Annotated in this window: 18 protein-coding genes; 9 read left to right on the top strand and 9 right to left on the bottom strand. The window is 66.5% G+C overall.

The window, feature by feature from the left end:
* The first annotated feature begins 69 nt into the window (after window positions 1-69).
* Genes PX653_RS04070 through PX653_RS04050 form a run of 5 tightly spaced genes read left to right on the top strand, consistent with a single transcriptional unit; the run spans window position 70 to window position 4451 of the window.
* A complete protein-coding gene (locus PX653_RS04070) occupies window positions 70-1230 on the top strand; it encodes an ABC transporter substrate-binding protein (RefSeq protein WP_277416646.1) in 1161 nt (386 codons plus the stop codon).
* 10 nt (window positions 1231-1240) lie between these two features.
* Window positions 1241-2113, top strand: coding sequence for a branched-chain amino acid ABC transporter permease (locus PX653_RS04065; protein ID WP_277416645.1), 873 nt, complete (start codon window positions 1241-1243; stop codon window positions 2111-2113).
* Window positions 2110-3045 (top strand): branched-chain amino acid ABC transporter permease, encoded by a 936-nt coding sequence (locus PX653_RS04060; protein WP_277416644.1) that lies wholly within the window; start codon window positions 2110-2112, stop codon window positions 3043-3045. Before PX653_RS04065 ends, PX653_RS04060 begins: the two co-directional genes overlap by 4 nt.
* On the top strand, window positions 3038-3757 hold the full coding sequence (locus tag PX653_RS04055) for an ABC transporter ATP-binding protein (RefSeq protein ID WP_277416643.1): 720 nt from the start codon (window positions 3038-3040) through the stop codon (window positions 3755-3757). Before PX653_RS04060 ends, PX653_RS04055 begins: the two co-directional genes overlap by 8 nt.
* Window positions 3750-4451, top strand: coding sequence for an ABC transporter ATP-binding protein (locus tag PX653_RS04050; protein ID WP_277416642.1), 702 nt, complete (start codon window positions 3750-3752; stop codon window positions 4449-4451). Before PX653_RS04055 ends, PX653_RS04050 begins: the two co-directional genes overlap by 8 nt.
* Window positions 4452-4935: 484 nt before the next feature.
* Here PX653_RS04050 and PX653_RS04045 read toward each other — a convergent pair whose 3' ends face one another.
* From PX653_RS04045 to PX653_RS04035, 3 genes are all read right to left on the bottom strand, one after another.
* Window positions 4936-5388 (bottom strand): hypothetical protein, encoded by a 453-nt coding sequence (locus tag PX653_RS04045; protein ID WP_277416641.1) that lies wholly within the window; start codon window positions 5386-5388, stop codon window positions 4936-4938.
* 7 nt (window positions 5389-5395) lie between these two features.
* A complete protein-coding gene (locus PX653_RS04040) occupies window positions 5396-9832 on the bottom strand; it encodes a DUF6861 domain-containing protein (protein WP_277416640.1) in 4437 nt (1478 codons plus the stop codon).
* Window positions 9833-9948: 116 nt separating this feature from the next.
* The gene (locus tag PX653_RS04035; protein ID WP_277416639.1) at window positions 9949-10776 is read right to left on the bottom strand and encodes a helix-turn-helix domain-containing protein; all 828 of its coding nucleotides are present in this window, start codon (window positions 10774-10776) and stop codon (window positions 9949-9951) included.
* 57 nt (window positions 10777-10833) lie between these two features.
* Between PX653_RS04035 and PX653_RS04030 the strand changes: the two genes are divergently transcribed.
* On the top strand, window positions 10834-11247 hold the full coding sequence (locus PX653_RS04030; protein ID WP_277416638.1) for a DUF3224 domain-containing protein: 414 nt from the start codon (window positions 10834-10836) through the stop codon (window positions 11245-11247).
* Here PX653_RS04030 and PX653_RS04025 read toward each other — a convergent pair.
* The 3 genes from PX653_RS04025 to PX653_RS04015 form a co-directional block, all read right to left on the bottom strand.
* Complete coding sequence (locus tag PX653_RS04025; protein ID WP_277416637.1) at window positions 11235-11555, bottom strand: hypothetical protein; 321 nt, start codon at window positions 11553-11555, stop codon at window positions 11235-11237. The genes PX653_RS04030 and PX653_RS04025 overlap by 13 nt on opposite strands.
* The gene (locus PX653_RS04020; RefSeq protein WP_277416636.1) at window positions 11522-11809 is read right to left on the bottom strand and encodes a hypothetical protein; all 288 of its coding nucleotides are present in this window, start codon (window positions 11807-11809) and stop codon (window positions 11522-11524) included. The genes PX653_RS04025 and PX653_RS04020 overlap by 34 nt, the downstream gene beginning before the upstream one ends.
* A gap of 61 nt (window positions 11810-11870) precedes the next feature.
* The gene (locus PX653_RS04015) at window positions 11871-12191 is read right to left on the bottom strand and encodes a hypothetical protein (protein ID WP_277416635.1); all 321 of its coding nucleotides are present in this window, start codon (window positions 12189-12191) and stop codon (window positions 11871-11873) included.
* 202 nt (window positions 12192-12393) lie between these two features.
* Here PX653_RS04015 and PX653_RS04010 point away from each other — a divergent pair, with 202 nt between their 5' ends.
* Both PX653_RS04010 and PX653_RS04005 read left to right on the top strand, forming a co-directional pair.
* Window positions 12394-12921 (top strand): MarR family winged helix-turn-helix transcriptional regulator, encoded by a 528-nt coding sequence (locus PX653_RS04010; protein ID WP_277416634.1) that lies wholly within the window; start codon window positions 12394-12396, stop codon window positions 12919-12921.
* Between the two features lie 20 nt (window positions 12922-12941).
* Window positions 12942-13904 carry a gamma-glutamyl-gamma-aminobutyrate hydrolase family protein gene (locus tag PX653_RS04005; RefSeq protein ID WP_371876412.1) on the top strand — a complete coding sequence of 321 codons (963 nt, stop codon included), beginning with the start codon at window positions 12942-12944 and terminating at the stop codon, window positions 13902-13904.
* Window positions 13905-13996: 92 nt separating this feature from the next.
* On the opposite strand, the gene PX653_RS04000 is transcribed toward PX653_RS04005, so the two are convergent.
* Window positions 13997-15118, bottom strand: coding sequence for a YbdK family carboxylate-amine ligase (locus PX653_RS04000; protein ID WP_277416632.1), 1122 nt, complete (start codon window positions 15116-15118; stop codon window positions 13997-13999).
* A 3-nt stretch (window positions 15119-15121) separates the two neighbouring features.
* Window positions 15122-16300: a cation:proton antiporter gene (locus PX653_RS03995; protein WP_277416631.1), complete on the bottom strand. Its 1179-nt coding sequence runs from the start codon at window positions 16298-16300 to the stop codon at window positions 15122-15124.
* Window positions 16301-16589: 289 nt separating this feature from the next.
* Between PX653_RS03995 and fghA the strand changes: the two genes are divergently transcribed.
* Entirely contained in the window at window positions 16590-17426 is an 837-nt protein-coding gene (gene fghA, locus PX653_RS03990; RefSeq protein ID WP_277416630.1) for an S-formylglutathione hydrolase, read from the top strand.
* A gap of 53 nt (window positions 17427-17479) precedes the next feature.
* Here fghA and PX653_RS03985 read toward each other — a convergent pair whose 3' ends face one another.
* Complete coding sequence (locus PX653_RS03985; protein ID WP_277416629.1) at window positions 17480-18061, bottom strand: DJ-1/PfpI family protein; 582 nt, start codon at window positions 18059-18061, stop codon at window positions 17480-17482.
* Window positions 18062-18139: the final 78 nt, after the last annotated feature.

The raw sequence follows: 18139 nt of genomic DNA, 5'->3' as shown, positions 1-18139 counted from the left end.
GTTGGACGGCGGCGCGCGCGCGAACTTCGGGGACGCCCCCACGGCCAACACCATAAAAAAGGAGACGACATGCACACACTCAAACGATCCGCCCTGCTGGCCACCCTGCTGCTGGCCGCCCTCGCCGCCCGCGCCGCCGAATTCACGGTCGGCGCCGAACTGCCGCTCACCGGGTCGCTGGCGCGCGTCGGCGCCGGCATGCATGAAGGCGTGATGGTTGCTGCGGAAGTGTTCAACCGCGCCAACGGCAAGCACAAGATAAAAATCGTCACCGTCGACGACGAGTCGGCGCCCGCCAAGGCGATTGCGGCCGTCGAAAAGCTGGCCGGCATGGGTGCCGTCGCCATCACGGGCGGCTATGGCTCGAACAATATCGCGCCGGCGTCAAGCACGGCCGACAAGCTGGGCCTCGTCTACATCACCTCCGGCGGCGTGGACGACAGCCTGGTCGCGGCGGGCCGCCGCAACTTCTTCCGCATCAACAACACGGCCGGCTACGAGAAGGCCGCACTGGGCCTGTTCGGCGACATGAAGGTCAAGGGCGTGTCGATCGTCTATTCGACCAAGGACGCGACGTCGGACCTGGCACGCTCGGTGGGCAAGGCGCTGGCCGCGCAGGGCGTCAAGGTCGCGGAACACCCGTTCGATCCCGCCATCACGGACTTCAAGCCCATCGTCAACAAGATCCGCCTGCAGGACCGGCCCGATGCCGTGTTCATGGTGGGCTACGAAAACGACTATGTCGGCATCCTGCGCGCCGCGCGCGTACTGAAGCCGCAGGTCAAGGCGATGGTGGGCGTGTGGTCGCTGGCCACGCCGAAGATGGCCGCCGAGTTTCCGGACCTGATGCCGAACGTGTACGGCACGGCCCTGCTGCCCTACCCGGCCACGTTTACCGGCGCCGACGGCAAGGCGTTCGCCGACACCTACCGCCAGTTGTACAAGAAGGAACCGGACTATTTGGGCCAGTTCGGTTACGTGCAGTCGATGCTGCTGTTCGAGGCCATCGCGCGCGCGGCCGACAAGGGCACCGTCGCCAAGGGCGGTATTGCCGAGGAACTGCGCCGCACCGACCGCGACACGCTGATCGGGCGCGTGCAGTTCGCGGCCAACGGCGACAACGTCCACTTCAGCCACCGGATGGGCCAACACCAGGGCAAGAATATCGTCATCGTCTGGCCGCCGCAGCATGCGACGGGCAAGATGGCCTATCCGGCCGTGCCATGGTGACCTGCCGGCGATGACGGAACTCGTCCTGCAGGCGCTGTACTCCGGCGTGCTGGCCGGCGGCGCCTACGCGCTCGTGGCGCTGGGGCTGGCCCTCGTGTTCGGCACGATGCGGGTGATCAACCTGGCGCATGGCGAACTGGTGCTGCTGGCGGCCTACGTCGCCTATACGGTGGAAAGCCGGCTGGGCGCATCGCCGCTGGCGGCCATCCCCGCGGCGCTGGCCCTCGTGTGCGCGGCCGCCGCCGCCGTCCACTTCGTCGTCGCCCGCATCCACGTGGACCGCGAGATCAACTCGCTGATCGCCACGTTCGGCATCGGCGTCATCCTGACCAACACGATGCTGCTGGTCTGGTCGGCCGACGTGCGCTCGACGTCCTCGCCCTGGCTGCAGGAGGCTGTCGTGGCCGGCCCCCTGTTCGCCATGCGCGGCGAGCTGGTATCGTTCGGTGCCAGCCTGCTGCTGATGGGCGCCCTGTGGTGGTGGCTGGCGAAGACCTGGCATGGCCGCGCCGTGCGGGCCGTCGCCGGCAACCGCGATGCCGCCCAGCTGATGGGCGTCGCGCCCGGCCGTGCGGAACTGGTCGCGTTCCTGGTAGCCGGCATGCTGGCCGCGTGCGCCGGCGTGGCCCTGTACAGCGTCGGCGTGATCCAGCCCGCGCTGGGCGCCGCGCTGACGGTCAAGGCCTTCGTCATCACCGTACTGGCGGGTGTCGGCTCGATTCCCGGCGTGCTGCTGGGTGCCGTGCTGCTGGGCGTGGCCGAAGCGCTGACGGTGACGCTGGCCAGTTCGGCGCTGCAGGAGCTGGCCGGCATGGGCCTGTTCCTGCTGGTGCTGTTCGTGCTGCCCAACGGCTTGCTGGGCGCGACTGCGAGGCGCGGATGAAGCGCGCGTCCATTCCGTTGCTGCTGCTGGCCGCCTATGTCGGCGTGCCGCTGCTGCTGGGGCACAGCAGCTACGTCATGAGCCTGGTCGATGCGGCGCTCGTCATCGGCGGCATCGCCCTGGCCTGGGCGCTCCTGGGCAACCTGGGCGGCATGGTCAGCTTCGGCCATTCGGCGTTCGTCGGTGTCGGCGGCTATGTCTCGGCGCTCGTGACGGCACGCGCAGGCCTGCCCGTGCCCGTGGGGCTGCTGCTGGGCGGCGTGGGCGCCGTGCTGGCGGCACTCGTCATGCTGCCCGTGCTGCGGCTGCGCGGGCCCTACTTCGCGCTGGCGATCCTGGCGTTCGCCCACATCTTCCGCATCGTCGCCACCGAATGGTCGTCCGTGACGGGCGGCGCGGCCGGCATCGCCGGCATCCCGCCGCTGCCGGTGATCGCAGGCATCGACTTCGGCACGCGCACCGGCGCCTATTTCGTGATCCTGACGATCGTCTGCCTGTGCGCGTGGACGTACGCGCGCGTGGCGGCCAGCCATTACGGCCTGGCGCTGCGGGCCATGCACGGCAGTGAGGACGCCACCCGCGTGCTGGGCGTGGACAGTACGCTGCTGAAGGGCGCGATGCTGTTGCTGTCCGCGTTCATGACCGGCGTCGTGGGCGCCTTCAATGCCCACTACATCGGTTTCCTGGAACCCGACTACGCGTTCGCCGGCCTGTGGGTGACGCTGCCCATCGTGGCGGCGATCTTCGGCGGCTACCGCACGGTGGCGGGACCGCTGCTGGGCGCCGTCGTCATCTACCTGCTGGACCAGCTGCTCTTCAAGAGCTGGCTGCCCGGCGGGCACCAGCTGGTCCTGGGCGCGCTGCTGGTAGCGATGATCGTGTTCAGCCCGCGCGGCCTGCTGCCGCTGCTGGCACGGCGGCGCGATGCTTGAACTGGACAACGTCACGGTGCGTTTCGGCGCCCTGGCCGCGGTGGACGGCGTCAGCCTGCGCATCGCGGCGGACGACGTGCTGGGCCTGGTCGGGCCGAACGGCGCCGGCAAGACCACGCTGTTCAACGCCATTTCTGGCCTGGTGCGACCGGCCGCTGGCAGCATCCGCCTGGACGGCAAGGACATCGGGCGGATACCGCTGTTCCGGCGCGCCCGGCTAGGGCTGGGCCGCACGTTCCAGATCCCGCAGCCGCTGCACCAGCTGACGGTGCGCGAGAACCTCGTGGTGGCGCAGCGCTTCGGCACCGGCCGGGTGGACGAAACCCGGATCGCCGAGGTGCTCGACTTCACGGGCCTCGCGGGCAAGGCCGGACGCGATGCGGCAACCGGCCTTGCGCTGACGGAGCTGAAGGCGCTGGAAGTGGCCAAGGCGCTGGCGACGAACCCGCGCCTGCTGCTGCTGGACGAAGTGCTGGCCGGGCTGGAGACGACGGCGAAGCGCCATTTCATGGGCATGCTGCGCGACCTGCACGCGCGCTTCGGCGTGGGCATCGTCATCATCGAGCACGACATCGAAACGATCGGCGACCTGTGCCGCCGCGTGGCGGTGCTCGATGCGGGCCGCCTGATCGCGGACGGCACGCCGGACGCCGTGTTCCGCGACCCGGCCGTCATGCGCAGCTACCTGGGCACGGGGGCCGCGCATGCTTGAACTGGCCAACGTACGCGCCGGCTATGGCGCCATCAACGTGTTGTGGGACGTGTCGCTGCAGTGCGCGGCCGGCAAGCTGATGACGATCGTCGGCCCGAACGGCGCGGGCAAGACCACGTTGCTGCGCGCGTTAATGGGCCTGGTGCCCGTCAGCCAGGGCGAAATCCGCCTGGACGGCGCCCGCATCGACGGCACGCCCACCTGGCGCATGGCCGATGCCGGCATCGCGATGGTGCCGGAAGGCCGCATGGTCTTCCAGGCGATGACGGTGGAGGAAAACCTGGTTATGGGCGCCTACGCGCGGCGCCACCGCCCGCACGTACAGGAACGGCTGGCCGCCGCGTACGCGATGTTCCCCCGCCTGGCCGAACGGCGCCGCCAGGCCGCCGGCTCGCTGTCCGGCGGCGAAGCGCAGATGGTCGCGCTGGCGCGCGCGCTGATGGCCGATCCGCGCATCCTCGTCATCGACGAGCCGTCGCTGGGCCTCGCCCCCATCGTCGTCGCCGAGCTGTTCGAAGTGCTGGCCCGGCTCAAGGCGGAGGGCCGCACCATCGTGCTGGTCGAGCAGAATACGGCACAGGCGGTGGCCATTGCCGATCACGTGTGCCTGTTGCAGGGGGGACGGGTGGTGCTGGCGCAGCCGGCGCACGAGGTGCGGCTGGAGGCGTTGCATGCGCGGTATTTTGGGCGGTAGGGCAATACGGCACGGATTACTCGTCAGGACCGCGTGAATGTTAATCAGAGGGTTACGCTGATTAGCGCTCTCGATACATGCAAGTCCATGGTCCAGCACCCTGTAGCGCGCGCTGGCGCAACAGTAGCATCCTCGAAGCTGGAAGGGTGCGGCCGGCGCATATCGACGATGGTGTCTGCCATAGCACGTCCCATTGAAGTAGCAAAGCGTACTAGCGTGGATTCCCGTGGCACGAAATTGAACGTCTCGACTGACTGCGAATTGCGAAGGCCCGATTCAAGTTTAGCAATAGCAGCTCCAGGCTGTTCGCTACATATAGTGCGGCCCCCAACCTAATGTCAGCATTGAGGAATCTCGGGTTAACACCATTTGACACGCCTTGGGCGGCACGGCAGCTGCGAGAAGGATACCTCCTCCCCGTAAGCTTTTGTGCCGAACCACATTACAACGACTTTTTCACCACATTGGGTGCCCTCACTCAATCTCAACTTGATGCATTGATATGATTTCGCCACTCTTCTATTAGGCCTTTCGCAAGCGTGTCATCGACATTGCCACAGTCAATCGTGCCCACATACTGCCCATCAAGCTCAAATTCAAACTCCAAGTTACGTTCGGCAGACAGGCTTTGGATGCGATCAACAATGCATTCGACCTCTTCAAGGTGAAGCCGGTCGATGTCACGAGATAACTCAGCGGCGGACGCAGAATATAATTCCAGCGCTCCGCCTATCGTTACTATCGGCAAGTCATCTGGATGAGTGCCGCTATGATCCACAGTATCGACAAACCTTGGCGGACCAAGAACCCACTGTCGCGACGCAGACATTTCTTCGATCGTTTTCAAAATTTCCGCGCGGTCTCCCTCGGCTGGGTCTCCGACCAGGAAGAACAACAACAGCTCTGTTTTACGATCCTGTTCCAGTTGGCTTTGCATTATTCCCTCATGGTTTAGCAGACGTTCTTGGGTAAAATGGTAGCGCAGAACCTGGTCCGCCAATATTGTATCGAAACCCACCCGGCATATGCGCATCTAAATGGTGCGTCGCCGGTAATGGTACTGTTACCGGCGTGCTGCCAATATGATGCATCGATATCTTTTCGCCCATCAGACCAGCATCTTCAGGAAAAGCTCGCACCCATGTTTCGTCGACCCTTGGGGTTCGGCCCTTTGCGATGGCGGTCAGGTTATCGTTACTCAATATCTCTCCGTAACCGACGTCCTCCCAGTGGTCGCGTAGGGCACGCCAGTCGGCAGCATTAGTTCGCGTCACCCCCGAGCGCGTCGTATTCGGCGAACTTGACGCAGCATCCCCACTGGTCAGCGAGGGGGTCCCTTTACCCGTTCGGCATGGAGCCAGACCAAGAGCATCGCTCCAGCTGATCGGGTTGGGAGCATAAGCGAAAGCGTTTGGCCCGCCCGACAAGCTGATCGGGTCGACTGAGACGAAGCGACCAATGTCCGGGTCATAGTAACGAAATCGGTTGTAATGTAGCCCGCTTTCGTTGTCGTAATACTGTCCTTGGAAACGAATCGGCTGCGCTGATCTTACGTCATTGGTGTGATCGTCCGCTAGGGAAGCTTGTGGAACTGTCTCTAGTACGCTTAAAACATTTCCCCAGGTCCGATACAGAGCAGCCCAGCCAACCCTACCATCGGAATTCGTCAGCTCGCGAGGCGTGCCCAGATGATCTGTGTGCACATGTCGAACTTCGACTCGTAAGGCCGAATCAGCATCCGGTATGGAATCGATGCGAGCTAGCGGCACAAATGCATCCCCACCGTAAACGTGGGTGCGCGAGTGACTGCCGCGCTGTTCGCAGAGCAGGCGATCGCCATCCCAAACAAACCGCGTCAGCCCAAACGCATCCCGCTTCGCAATCCGCCGCCCGAAGGGATCATAGACATAACGAACCGTCTGCGCGGCATCGGACGAGTTCCGCGCCACAATGCTCTTGACCATCTGATGCGCGCCATTCCACTCAAAGCGCATCCGGGTATGCTTGCCGATCAGCTTCTCGACGACATTGCCATGCTCGTCGTAGTCATACCGCTTGTCTTCGTAGACCCGGATGCGATTGCCCTCGACACGGCCAACCGACGCGACGGTGGTATCGAGCAGATTGTGCGCCGGATCGAAAGCGAAGCGCTCCGACAGGTTCGGCTGCACGGCCGACAGGATGCGCCCGATCGGATCGTAGCTGTAGCGCGTAACGCCGTTGCGCTGGTCGTCGATCGACACGAGATTGCCGACCTCATCGTACTCGTACTTGCGCGCGATAACAGGCGCCGCGCCCTCACCGGCAGTAGGCTTGCCGGCAGTTTGCGACAGCAGACGGCCGACGGGATCGTACTGGAACTGGCTGACCAGCGCCCCCTGCGTGCGGCTGACCATCCGGTGCGCGCGATCCCGCTCGATATCGGTAATGAGTTCGCCATCCAGGTTGATCTGGTGCAGGTGCCCCGAGCCGTAGTACAGGTTGTTCAGCACGCGCCCGTCCGGCAAGGTCGTCTGCACGCGGTTGCCCAGCTCGTCGTAGGCGTGACGCAGCAGCGTGCTGGCACCGGACGCTTCCGTCTGCTCCGACACCAGCTGGCCCAGCGCGTCGTACGCCATCGTGACGGTCGCATCCGCATTCGTCGCCTGCGTCATCCTGCCCAGTGCGTCGTACGCGTAGCGCAGGCGCAGCTGCTGGGCCTGTGCGATACCCGTCACGCGCGCGATTTCCTTTTCGATCAGCTGGCCCAGGCTGTCGCGCACGTAGGTGGTCGCGATCGGGGTGGTTTCGGTGCGCGGTGCGCAGCCCAGCTCTTCCTTGCCGACCAGCAGGCCGCTGCCGTCGTAGCGATAACGCGTCAGCCGGGCATCGAAGCTGGTCTCCTCGATCAGCCGGTCCAGCTCGTCGTAGACGAAGCGGTGGACGTCGCCGTTTTCGTTGATCAGCTCGGCGATGCGGCGCGCCGTGTTGTAGCGGTATTCACGCACGCCACCGCGCGCGTCGATGCGTTTTAATGGCTTGCCGTCGCGGTCGAGCTGGTAGGCGGTGCGGTGGCCGGCGGGGTCGATGTGCGCGACCAGGCGGCCCAGGTGGTCGTATTCGTAACGCTCCGTGGTGTTGTCGGCGTGCGTGACCGCTTGCAGGCGGCCCAGGGCATCGTACGCATACGTGCTGGCGTGCCCATTTGGATCGGTCGCGCGGACCAGGCGGCCTTCGTCGTCGTAGCTGAAGTTACTGGTGCTGCCCGAGCAGTCCGTGTACGCGATCAACTGGCCGGCGCGGTTGTACGCCAGTTGCTTGACGCCGCCGCGTGCATCCGTCACTTTGATAGGCAAACCACGGTCGTCGTACTGGTACGCCGTGCGCTGGCCCAGCGCGTTTGTCACGCTGGTGAGGTTGCCCTGGTTGTCGTAGCGCAGTACCGTTGTCGCGCCCAGTGCATCGGTGATCAGGGCCGGCTTGTCGAACCGGCCGTCGTAGACGATGCCCGTGCCGCGCTCGCCCCGTTCGACGCGGATCACGCGGCTGCGCTCGTCGTAGCGGTAGCGGATCGTGCGCCCGGCCGGGTCCTTCAATTGCAGCAGGTTGCCGTTGCCATCCAGCTTGTAGCTCGTGCCGCCGCCGGCCGCATCCAGTTGCGCGATCAGGCGGCCGCGCAGGTCGAAGCGGTACTGCTCCTTGCGGCCCAGCTGGTCGATGACGACCGTTTCGTGCGGCCGGTATTCGAACTGCCACCACTGGCCCGTGTTGGTCCAGTTGCGCAGCACTTTGCCGCTGGGGCCTTCGATATCGTATTCGTAGCGGGAGATCAGGCCGTCGGGCTGACCGTGCTCCACCATGATGTGGTGGCGGTAGGCGAACTGACGGACCACGTCGCCGGCGCGGTTGCGCACGCGGCGCAGGTCGCCGTGGTCGTCGTATTCGTAGCGCACCAGCGTTTGCGCGGTCTGCTCCGGCGAGGCCGGCAGCAAGGTCACGGACAGCAGACGCACGTCGCCACGCACCTGGCCGAATTCCAGCGCCAGGCTGTGGCCGGCGCTGTCGTCGATGCGGACCGGCAACTGGCGGGCGTCGTACTCGATGCGGATGTGGTTGCTGTTGGCGTCCTGCCAGCCGGTCAGCCGGGCGATGCCGCCGCCGTACAGGATGGCGAAGTGCGTGCGCAGGCCGTTGTTGTCGACCAACTCGAACGTGTTGTCGTCCGTGCGCACCAGGGTGATCTGTTCGGATGGCGAATAGATCGATTCGCCCACCCGTGGCAGCGAGAAGGTGATTTCGCGGTCGAACGCATCCATGACGACGACTTCGTCCGCGCTGACCTGCAGCGTATCGCTGATGGGCAGCGCCCAGCCTTGGCCCAGCCAGCCGACCTTGCGCTGCGCGGAGCTGTAGGTGCGCTGCCAGACGATCGGCAGCGGCGCCGGCAAGGTGAAATCCAGGTCCAGCTCGCCCAGCAGGACCTTGGCGCCCGTGTTCGGGTTGACGGGTTTGCCGATCTGCACGCAGGGATATTCGCTTTTCGCCACACCCTGCTTGGGCGGCGGCGCCTCGGCCGGCTTGGGCGCCTCCGGCTTGGCGGCCGTGGCTTTCGGCGCACCGGCCTCGGCGGCGCCCTGCGCGCTGGCGATTTTCGGCTGCAGGCCCGGGTGCCGCATCAGCTTGTCGCGGTTCTGGCCCACCCATTCGGCGAAGCGGGGGCCGAGCTTGCTCTTCGACAGGTTCTGCACCAGCATCGAGTTTTGAACCTGGCCGCGCGACAGGTACAGCACCAGCGCCGTCAGGATGGCCTTGACGAGCAGCATCTCGCCTTCGGCGAACGCATCGGCGGCCTGGCGCATCAGCCGCAGGCGCTTCTCATGGGCATCGTCCGGCAGTTCGCCGGCGCTCCAGGCACTGGCGAAGCCTTGCGCGAACAGCTTGCACAGGTCGGGCACCGTGCGGCTCATGTCCATCACCAGCATGCCCAGGCCCATCCAGACGAGGATCTCGGTGCCGATCGCCAGGCCCGCCTGCGCACCCATCGCCGCACCCGGAATGGCCCCCACGCCGCCAACCAGCGCACCCACGGCGCCACCGGCCGTGGCGCCCAGCACGGCACCGCCGCCCAGGTACAGCGCCACCTGCTTCATCATCTCGTGCAGCAGGTGGATCACCATCGAAAAATCGATGCCGGCGAAGCGCTCCTTGAGCAGCGCGACAAAGCGCGGCTGCGAATCGTCCAGCGCGGTCCGGACGGCCCACATGCAGCGCACCGTGTCGATCTTCATGCTGGCCGCGGCAACGCTGGCCAGCGACTCGCCGACCTGGTTCGACCAGCGCTGCACGCGGTGCGCGATGTCGATCCGGGCCTGGTTGCCGGCGTCTTCGTACGTACGGCGCACCGACTCGAGCGCGCGGGGTGAATTCGGTCCAGCTGTTGGGGGAATCTGGCATGGCATTACCGGATGGTCTGGCTGCCCGATAGTATATACAGACCAGCGCCCGATTTATCAAAGAATCAACCGACCAGTCCGCGCTGCTGGCTCCTCCAGTACTCCAGCGGCGCCCGCCCTACCAAGCTGGTAAAGCCGCGCGTCAGGTGGGCCTGGTCGAAGAAACCCAGCTCCTGCGCCAGCAGGGCCAGGTCGACCGGGCCGGGGGCCGCGAGCCGGGCGGCCGCCTCCTGCAGGCGGAAGCGCTGGATCACCCACTTCGGCGGCACGCCCACGTAAGTGCGGAACAGCCGCTGCAAGGCGCGCTCGTCCAGGTCGACCGCCTGGGACAAGGCGGCCACGCTGACAGGCCCCCGCTCGGCCTGGGCGGCCAGCACGGCGCGCTCGGCCAGCGCCGCGCGCGGGTCCGGCGCCAGCGCGGCGATACGCGGCGCCAGCAGTTCGTGCGCGGCCGCGATCATGCCGGCATCGTCGGCCGCATGCACCACCGCCCGTGCGGCGTCGGTGGGCATTTCCAGCCACAGCGCCGACGGCAGCACGCGTCCCGTCAGGGCGGCCACGTCGCCACCGACGAAGGCACGCGAGCCGCCTGGGCGCAAGCGCACGCCCAGCACCCGGCCCTGCCCCTGCAAGGTCTTCTCGAACGGCCCCACAGCCACGCCATGCAGCGTCGCCTCGCCGGCTTCGAACGCCAGGTGCACGTTCGGATACGGCAGTACGCGCTGGGTCTGGGTGGGCTGTCCGCGCAGGTCCCATTCGACGATCCAGAAGTATTCGATGCAGTGGGCCAGCGCCCGTGCCGGTGCGTGCTGGCGCAGGCTGATGCGGCGGGCCGCGCCGGCCGGATCGACGACGCCTTTCGGCGCGCCTGGGCGCTTGTCGTTTTTTTCCAATCCCTGTTCCATGGCGTTGACTAGACTGGCGCCATTATCAACGATGGAGAGCAGCCGATGGAATCGACCAGTGTCACGGGAACCTTCGAGATCGCGTATACGCCGGCGGGCAGCTGGTCGGGCGCGGATGACCCGGCCTCGCGCATGACGTTCACGAAAACCTACGCCGGTCCGCTGGCAGGCACCAGCAGCGGCGAGATGCTGACGGCCGGCCGCCCGGGCGACGGCAGCGCCGGCTACGTCGCGCTGGAGCGCTTCACGGGCACGCTGGCCGGGCGCCATGGCAGCTGCGTGCTGCAGCACTCCGGTACGATGCTGGCGGGGCGCGACAGCCTGCTGGTCGTCGTCACGCCGGGCAGCGGCAGCGGCGACCTGGCCGGTATCGCGGGCACGCTGGCGCTCACGATGGAGGACGGCGTGCACCGCTACCGCTTCGACTACGCGTTGCCGCTCCCGGCCTACAGCGCGTAACCGACCACCACGTAGAAATGCGGCGCGACCGGGTAGACCTGGTCGGCCTCGGCCAGCTTGCCCTGGCGCGGCTTGACGCGCCGTGCCAGCGCGTCGCTTTCGTCGTAGACCAGGGTGGTACTGGCGACCGGCTGCGTCTCCCAGCGCCACTCGCGATAGCGCCGCCCGGTTTCCGCATCGATGGGCGCGCGCGCCGCTTCGGCGCGATAGGCCGGGGCCTTGACCAGGAAGCGCGCCGTGTGCACCGCCTGGATCTGCGTCGCGCGCAGCGGTGTCAGGTAGATCGCCGCCAGCGCCGCCCCGGCCACCAGGCAGCACGCGGCCGCGGCCAGCCGCCGGCCCAGAAGTACTTCAACGTCAGCAGGATCAACAGCGCCAGCGCGATCCCGATCGGGACCGCCGTGGGCACGCGGTTGGCGCGGTAGAACAGCAAGCCGTCGACGACCAGCGCCGCGACGACCAGCAGGAAGGGGAACAGCAGTGGCAGCACGCGCGCGCGTTGCGCCTGGGCGGTGCCGGTGGCTTGGGTCGCACGGCGTTCGGTCGGCGTCGCGGCGGTCATCGGAACCTCGTGTTTGGGGGGACGACCTATTCTAGCGGTTATTCGTGCCGCCAGGCCCGGCTTATCCGTGTACCAGGCGCGTGATCTCGATCAGCTGCTGGCGGTAGATCGCCGCCAGTTGCGTGACGGCTTCGTGCAGCGCCGGGTCGGCCGGTCGGTACGCCAGCTGGCCGTCGCTCGTGGCCACGCAGAAGCCGCGCGCCGTCAACTGCTCGACGATCTGCAGTGCGGGGGCGATCCCCTGCAGGTACAGCCGGCGCGCGATGGCTTCGGCGGTCCAGATCTGGTCGGGTGCCGCATGCACGAGCAGCAGGGCTTCCAAGAATGGGACAGACGGCAGCGTCAGGATGAAGCTGCGCAGTTCGGGACTCAACTCCTGCATTGTTCGTTCGCTTCCGATACCGGCGGCGCTGCGGCCGGCCTGTGCTGAGGCGCGACCCGCCTCGGGTGACGGGCAATGCGCCCTAAGCGCGGCGCCCGGTAAACCATTTAGCCGCCCCGTGCGTTGAAGGGTTGGCTTTCATAGCCGCAAATTATATTCCTAAAAATCTATTTGTGCCACACGACAAGGAGCGCGCGCGGACATGAGCGGCAAGGCAGGCGGGAACGGTGGGGCAAGTGACAGCGGCACGGTGCCGGAAGACGGTCGTTCGGGCAGCCTGGAGGTGCTCCAAAAGCTGCGCGTGGTGATCCGGGCGGCGCAGCGGCATTCGCTGTGGATCGAGAAGCAGTGCGGCGTCAACGGCGCCCAGTTGTGGATCATGCAGGAACTGGCGGAAGCGCCCGGCCTGCGCGTGGGGCAGGTCACGGCGCTGCTGGCGATCCGCCAGGCCACTACCAGCAACCTGCTGGAAGGCCTGGTGCGCAAGGGCTTCGTCGTCAAGACGCGCGACCCTGCTGATCAGCGTGTGGTAAAACTGTTCCTTTCCGCAGAGGGGCAAGCGCTGCTGGAAGCGGCACCGAAACCGGCCCGCGGCCTGTTGCCGGAGGCCCTGGCCAAGCTGGAGCCGGCCCACCTGACCCGCCTGAACGCGGGCCTGGGCGGCCTGCTCTCCAGCATCGAGGTGATCGACGAAAGCTTCGGCCTGCAGCCCCTGCCCTTCACCTTATAGCAGGCAGCATGGGAGAGCACATGAACGACGGCGAGCAAGACCAGCGCCGCAAGGACGGCGCGGCGGGTCCGGAGCGCGAACACAGCCGCCGCAGGGACGACACGCCCCGCTACATCGACCCGGGCGACTCCGTGTTCTCGCTGTGGGGCCGCGTCATCAAGGCGCGCTACCAGCGCGTCGCGGCGGCCGTCACGCGGCGCGTCATGCAGCGCCCCCTGCGCATCGGCATCTCGGCGCGCATCTTCCATCCGGAGCCCGGCGCCACGGGCCTGCGCAGCAAGAACCTGCAGTACCTGGAGGAGTCGATCGCGCAATGGGTGATGTCGCGCGACGTGCTGGTGTTCATGATCCCGACCGTGAACACGGACGGCCTGCTGCACCCCTCCAACATCCGCCTGCGCGACTATGCCAAGCACCTGGATGGCCTGGTGCTGCAGGGCGGCGCGGACGTATCGCCGCAAAGCTATGCGGAGACGCCCACGCGCCCGGAATGGAGCGGCGACCGCGCGCGCGACATGTACGAGCTGGAGCTGCTGCACGAATTCGTCGAGGCGGGCAAGCCCGTGCTGGGCATCTGCAGGGGCTGCCAGCTGATCAACGTGGCCTTTGGCGGCACGCTGTACCAGGACATCGCCACCGACGTGCCGACGGCGCTGCCGCACGTGCACGACGACTACGACCGCCACCGCCACGAGATCGTGTTCCCGCCCGAGTCATCGCTGGCGAAGCTGTTCGGCCAGCGCCTGGGGGGCGTCGTCAATTCGATCCACCACCAGGCCGTCAAGACGCTGGGGCGCGACATGCAGGTGGAGGCGCTGTCCGTGCCGGACGGCGTGGTGGAAGCGATCCGCTACCGCAAGGCGCCATTCGTCATGGGCCTGCAGTGGCACCCGGAGTTCCACCGCGCCGGCGGCGAGGAGCTGCTCGATTGCACGGGGATTCTCGACAACTTCCTGCGGGTGGCGCGGGAGACCCGCTTCTGATGACTTGGGGACCGACATCCTCGCTGCGCGGCACAGCCGCGCAGCGAGGTGTCCGTCCCCAACACTCTTCACACCCCTGGTAACAACGTTCTTTACATTCTTCCCCGGAAGCGCCGCACCGCCGCATCCACGATGCCCTCGACGCTGCCGCTGGCGTTGAACTGGTCGCGCAGGTACTGGGCGTCGCTGCCCATGTGCGTTACCTGCATGAGGTGGTTCAGCGCAGCCGTCCCGCCCAGCTTTTCCGCGTACGGGTCCATCTTGCGCAAGGTCGTCAGGATGTCCTCGCGCAGCGACAGGCTTTCATACGTCTTCGGATGCACCACCGTGCCATCGAGGCCGAAGCGGCACGCCTGGAAGCGGTTGTAGTTGTACACCAGGTAGTCGTCCTCCGCCGGCGGCTCCTCCTTGCGTTCCAGCAGGTAGGCGCACAGCGCTTGCAGGTAGCACGCCAGCGCGGCGGCACGCTCCACCGTCAGCGGCGTGTCGCATACGCGCAGCTCGATGGTGCCGTATTCGGGCTTCGGCCGGATGTCCCAGTAGAAGTCCTTCATGCTCTTGATGACGCCCGTGTGCTCCATCTTGGCGAAGTAGCTGTGTTCGAACTCGTCCCACGACAGCAGGAATGGCGCGCGCCCGCTCATCGGGAACGCGAACACGGAGTTCAGGCGGGCCGAGTTGAACAGCGTGTCGCCGCCCTGCACGAACGGCGACGACGCCGACAACGCGATGAAATGCGGCAGGTAGCGCGACAGCGAATGCAGCAGGAACAGCGCGTCGTCGCCGTTGGCGCAGCCGATGTGCACGTGCTGGCCGAACACCGTGAACTGCTTGGCCAGGTAGCCGTACAGCTGCGACACCTGCTTGAAGCGGGGCTTCTCGAAGATGCGCCGCTCGACCCATTTCTGGAACGGGTGCGTGCCGCCGCCGGCGATGCCGATATTGAGCTGCTCGCCCGCCGTCACCAGCGTGTCGCGCACCTCGTGCAGCTGCGCCAGCAGCTCGCTGTGCCTGGTGTGCACGTCGCTGTTAATCTCGATCATGCTCTCCGTGATCTCGGGCGTCACGTTGCCCGGGAACGGCTTGCGCGCCAGCAGGTGCAGCAGGTCCGGGCTGGACGCGGTCAGGTCGTAGTCGGAGAAGCTGACCAGTTGCAGCTCCAGTTCGACGCCCATGGTCAGGGGCGTTCCGCCGTTGAAGGTTTCTAATGGCATGGCTTACTCCTGTGCCGTTTCGCGCGCCAGGATCAGGGCGCGCTGGGTGAAGATCGGGCCGATCACTTCCATGAACAGCGTCATCGCGGCCACCGCCGCCAGTTCGTCCACGAGCACGATGCCCGCGTACTTGGTCTGCTCCAGCAGCAGCACGACGAACACGGACATCGGCGACAGCGCGACACCCGTCAGGATGCCCTTGCGCCACGGGATGCCGCCCACGTGGGCGAACGCGGCGACGCTGACCGTCTTGACGAGCAGGCGCGCCAGCAGCAGCACGATGGCCAGGCCGCCGCCGAACAGCACGTTGTTCCAGCTGAGGGTCGAGACGGCGAAGACGAACAGCAGCACCGTCATCAGCTCGCCGATGGCGCCGAAATTACGCACCGTGCGGGTGAACGCGACGCGGCGGTGGCGCGCCGTCAGGCCGAATGCCAGCGTGGCCAGCACGGGCGACAGGTCGGCCGCGTGGGTGATGGCGACCAGGATCACGACGACCAGCGCGAAGGCGACGGTGCCGTCGCGCGACAGCGTGCCCAGGTGGCGCAGCACGGCCGGGACCACCATGCCGAACACGGCGCCCAGCAGCGCCGAGGCGACCAGTTCGATCAGGCTGTGCGAGATCGCCTGCGTCAGGCTGCCGGACGTCTGGAACACCCAGAAGCCGACGATGACCTTGAACACCAGCACCGCCAGCACGCAGTTCATGGCGACCAGGTGCAGCACGCGCTCCGTCACCTGGCCCGAGCTGCGCTGCTCGTTGATCACGCGCAGCACGCCGGCGGGCGACGTCGACATCGCCAGCGATGCCAGCAGCAGCGACGTCATCGACGGCAGGCCCCACAGGTGGGCGATCAGGTAGACGACGCCGAACGTGGCAAACGTCTCGACCAGGCCGCTGACGGGCACCCACGGGTTAATGCGCAGCCAATGCAGGTTGACGCGATACCCCAGTTCGAACAGGATCAGGCCGAACGCGACGTTGGCCAGCAGGGTAACGGGACTGGACCCTTCCGTCATGAACAGGTCCGGGAAGGCCTGGGCGCACAGGAAGCCGACCAGGCCATATACGCTGATGCGCGGCAGCTTGGTCCAGCGGTGTATGAATTCGCCGGCCAGCCAGGCCAGCAGTACAGCGAGCGGCCACGCTAGTTCGGCCGAGATAACCAGGAAATCTGGCATAGAGGGTTCCTCCTATTGTCGAGAAAATGCCGGGCAGGATCGGCAGGAATACATTTGCACAAATGCAAACGCCGGCAATTGTAACATCAGGCCGGATAACTCATCCGTAGTGACTTATGGTGACTTTATAGCAAGAAACGCAACGGTGTCGCACGACATCCCAAAACCCGGGACAGCCCCCTGTTTCCAGCCAAGTCCGGAAAGCGGTGACAGTCACCGTCTTTCCTGTTTCCATCCCGGTGCCCGAGTTGGTTATACAATCCGGCGGACCACCACATAAGGACACATCATGCTGGAACTCCTCAGCGAACACGCCTGCTTCGGCGGCGTGCAGCGCTTCTTCCGCCACCAGTCGAGCGCCATCGGCCTGCCGATGCGCTTTTCCGTCTTCATCCCGGCCCATGCGGACGGCGCGCGCCTGCCCGCGCTGTTCTACCTGGCCGGCCTGACCTGCACGGAAGAGACCTTCATGACCAAGGCCGGCGCCCAGCGCCATGCGGCCGAACATGGCATCGTGCTGGTCGCGCCGGACACGAGCCCGCGCGGCGCGAACGTGCCCGGCGAGGCGGACAGCTGGGACTTCGGCGTGGGCGCCGGCTTCTACCTGGATGCGACGCAGCAGCCGTGGGCCACGCACTACCGTATGGAGAGCTACCTGCACGAGCTGCGTGCGCTGGTACTGGACCATTCGCCGGTGGACGGCGCCCGCGTCGGCATCTTCGGCCACTCGATGGGTGGCCACGGCGCGCTGACGCTGGCGCTGCGCCGGCCGGACCTGTTCCGCACGGTGTCCGCGCTCGCGCCGATCGCCGCGCCGATGCGCTGCCCGTGGGGCCGCAAGGCCTTCACCGGCTACCTGGGCGCGGACGAGCGCACGTGGGCGCGGCACGACGCCAGCGCGCTGATGGCGACCATGCAGGCGCCCTTCCCCGACGGCATCCTGGTGGACCAGGGCCTGGCCGACAAGTTCCTGGCCGAGCAGCTGTATCCGGAAGCGTTCGAGGAAGCGTGCGCGCAAGCCGGCCAGCCGCTGACGCTGCGGCGCCATGCGGGGTACGACCACGGCTACTATTTCATTGCCACGTTCGTGGCCGATCACCTGGCGTGGCACGCGGCGCGGCTGTGAATCCGTGGTGACAGGCTCCTGTCACCGGCGGGTTTGTTCCCGAGCCTGAGCCGTTACAGGCGGATCTCGGTCCCCAACAGCCGCAGGAACTGCGCGATCCACTGCGGATGCGCGGGCCAGGCCGGGGCCGTGACGAACTGGCCGTCCGTGACAGCCGCGTCGACGGCGATGTCGGCGTAGTCGGCGCCCGCCAGCTTCACCTCCGGCGAGCAGGCCGGATAGCACGAGATATTGCGGCCCCGGATCACGTCGGCGGCGGCCAGCACCTGGGCGCCGTGGCAAACGGCGGCGATCGGCTTGCCCGCCTGCGCGAACTCGCGCACCACTTCCAGCACGCGCGGGTTCAGGCGCAGATACTCGGGCGCGCGGCCGCCGGCGATCATCAGCGCGTCGTAGCGGGCCACGTCGACGTCGTCGAACGCCGCGTTCAGCGCGAACAGGTGGCCCGGCTTTTCGGTGTAGGTCTGGTCGCCTTCGAAATCGTGGATGGCCGTCTTGATCTTGTCCCCGGCCCCCTTGCCGGGACAGACGGCATGTACGGTGTGGCCCACGGCTTGCAGCGCCTGGAACGGCACCATGGTTTCGTAGTCCTCGGCAAAGTCGCCCGTCAGGAAGAGGATGGTATTCGCGGCCATGATCGATGCTCCCAAGTTATGGAAAAGGCATCATAGCGCAAAAAAAAGAGGCAGGCTCGCGCCTGCCTTCTTTCCTTA

It is taken from the genome of Pseudoduganella chitinolytica (assembly GCF_029028125.1).
In the GTDB taxonomy this organism is placed as follows: Bacteria; Pseudomonadota; Gammaproteobacteria; order Burkholderiales; family Burkholderiaceae_D; genus Rugamonas; species Rugamonas chitinolytica.
The sequence above is the reverse complement of the archived record's forward strand: the minus strand, read 5'-3'. Positions and strand labels throughout refer to the sequence as shown.

What these genes read in the sequence shown, in the direction of transcription:
- PX653_RS04070 (WP_277416646.1), top strand. Translation starts at nt 70, where the DNA reads ATGCACACACTCAAACGATCCGCCCTGCTGGCCACCCTGCTGCTGGCC.
- PX653_RS04065 (WP_277416645.1), top strand. Translation starts at nt 1,241, where the DNA reads ATGACGGAACTCGTCCTGCAGGCGCTGTACTCCGGCGTGCTGGCCGGC.
- PX653_RS04060 (WP_277416644.1), top strand. Translation starts at nt 2,110, where the DNA reads ATGAAGCGCGCGTCCATTCCGTTGCTGCTGCTGGCCGCCTATGTCGGC.
- PX653_RS04055 (WP_277416643.1), top strand. Translation starts at nt 3,038, where the DNA reads ATGCTTGAACTGGACAACGTCACGGTGCGTTTCGGCGCCCTGGCCGCG.
- PX653_RS04050 (WP_277416642.1), top strand. Translation starts at nt 3,750, where the DNA reads ATGCTTGAACTGGCCAACGTACGCGCCGGCTATGGCGCCATCAACGTG.
- PX653_RS04045 (WP_277416641.1), bottom strand. Translation starts at nt 5,388, where the DNA reads ATGCAAAGCCAACTGGAACAGGATCGTAAAACAGAGCTGTTGTTGTTC.
- PX653_RS04030 (WP_277416638.1), top strand. Translation starts at nt 10,834, where the DNA reads ATGGAATCGACCAGTGTCACGGGAACCTTCGAGATCGCGTATACGCCG.
- PX653_RS04020 (WP_277416636.1), bottom strand. Translation starts at nt 11,809, where the DNA reads ATGACCGCCGCGACGCCGACCGAACGCCGTGCGACCCAAGCCACCGGC.
- PX653_RS04015 (WP_277416635.1), bottom strand. Translation starts at nt 12,191, where the DNA reads ATGCAGGAGTTGAGTCCCGAACTGCGCAGCTTCATCCTGACGCTGCCG.
- PX653_RS04010 (WP_277416634.1), top strand. Translation starts at nt 12,394, where the DNA reads ATGAGCGGCAAGGCAGGCGGGAACGGTGGGGCAAGTGACAGCGGCACG.
- PX653_RS04005 (WP_371876412.1), top strand. Translation starts at nt 12,942, where the DNA reads ATGAACGACGGCGAGCAAGACCAGCGCCGCAAGGACGGCGCGGCGGGT.
- PX653_RS04000 (WP_277416632.1), bottom strand. Translation starts at nt 15,118, where the DNA reads ATGCCATTAGAAACCTTCAACGGCGGAACGCCCCTGACCATGGGCGTC.
- PX653_RS03995 (WP_277416631.1), bottom strand. Translation starts at nt 16,300, where the DNA reads ATGCCAGATTTCCTGGTTATCTCGGCCGAACTAGCGTGGCCGCTCGCT.
- fghA (WP_277416630.1), top strand. Translation starts at nt 16,590, where the DNA reads ATGCTGGAACTCCTCAGCGAACACGCCTGCTTCGGCGGCGTGCAGCGC.
- PX653_RS03985 (WP_277416629.1), bottom strand. Translation starts at nt 18,061, where the DNA reads ATGGCCGCGAATACCATCCTCTTCCTGACGGGCGACTTTGCCGAGGAC.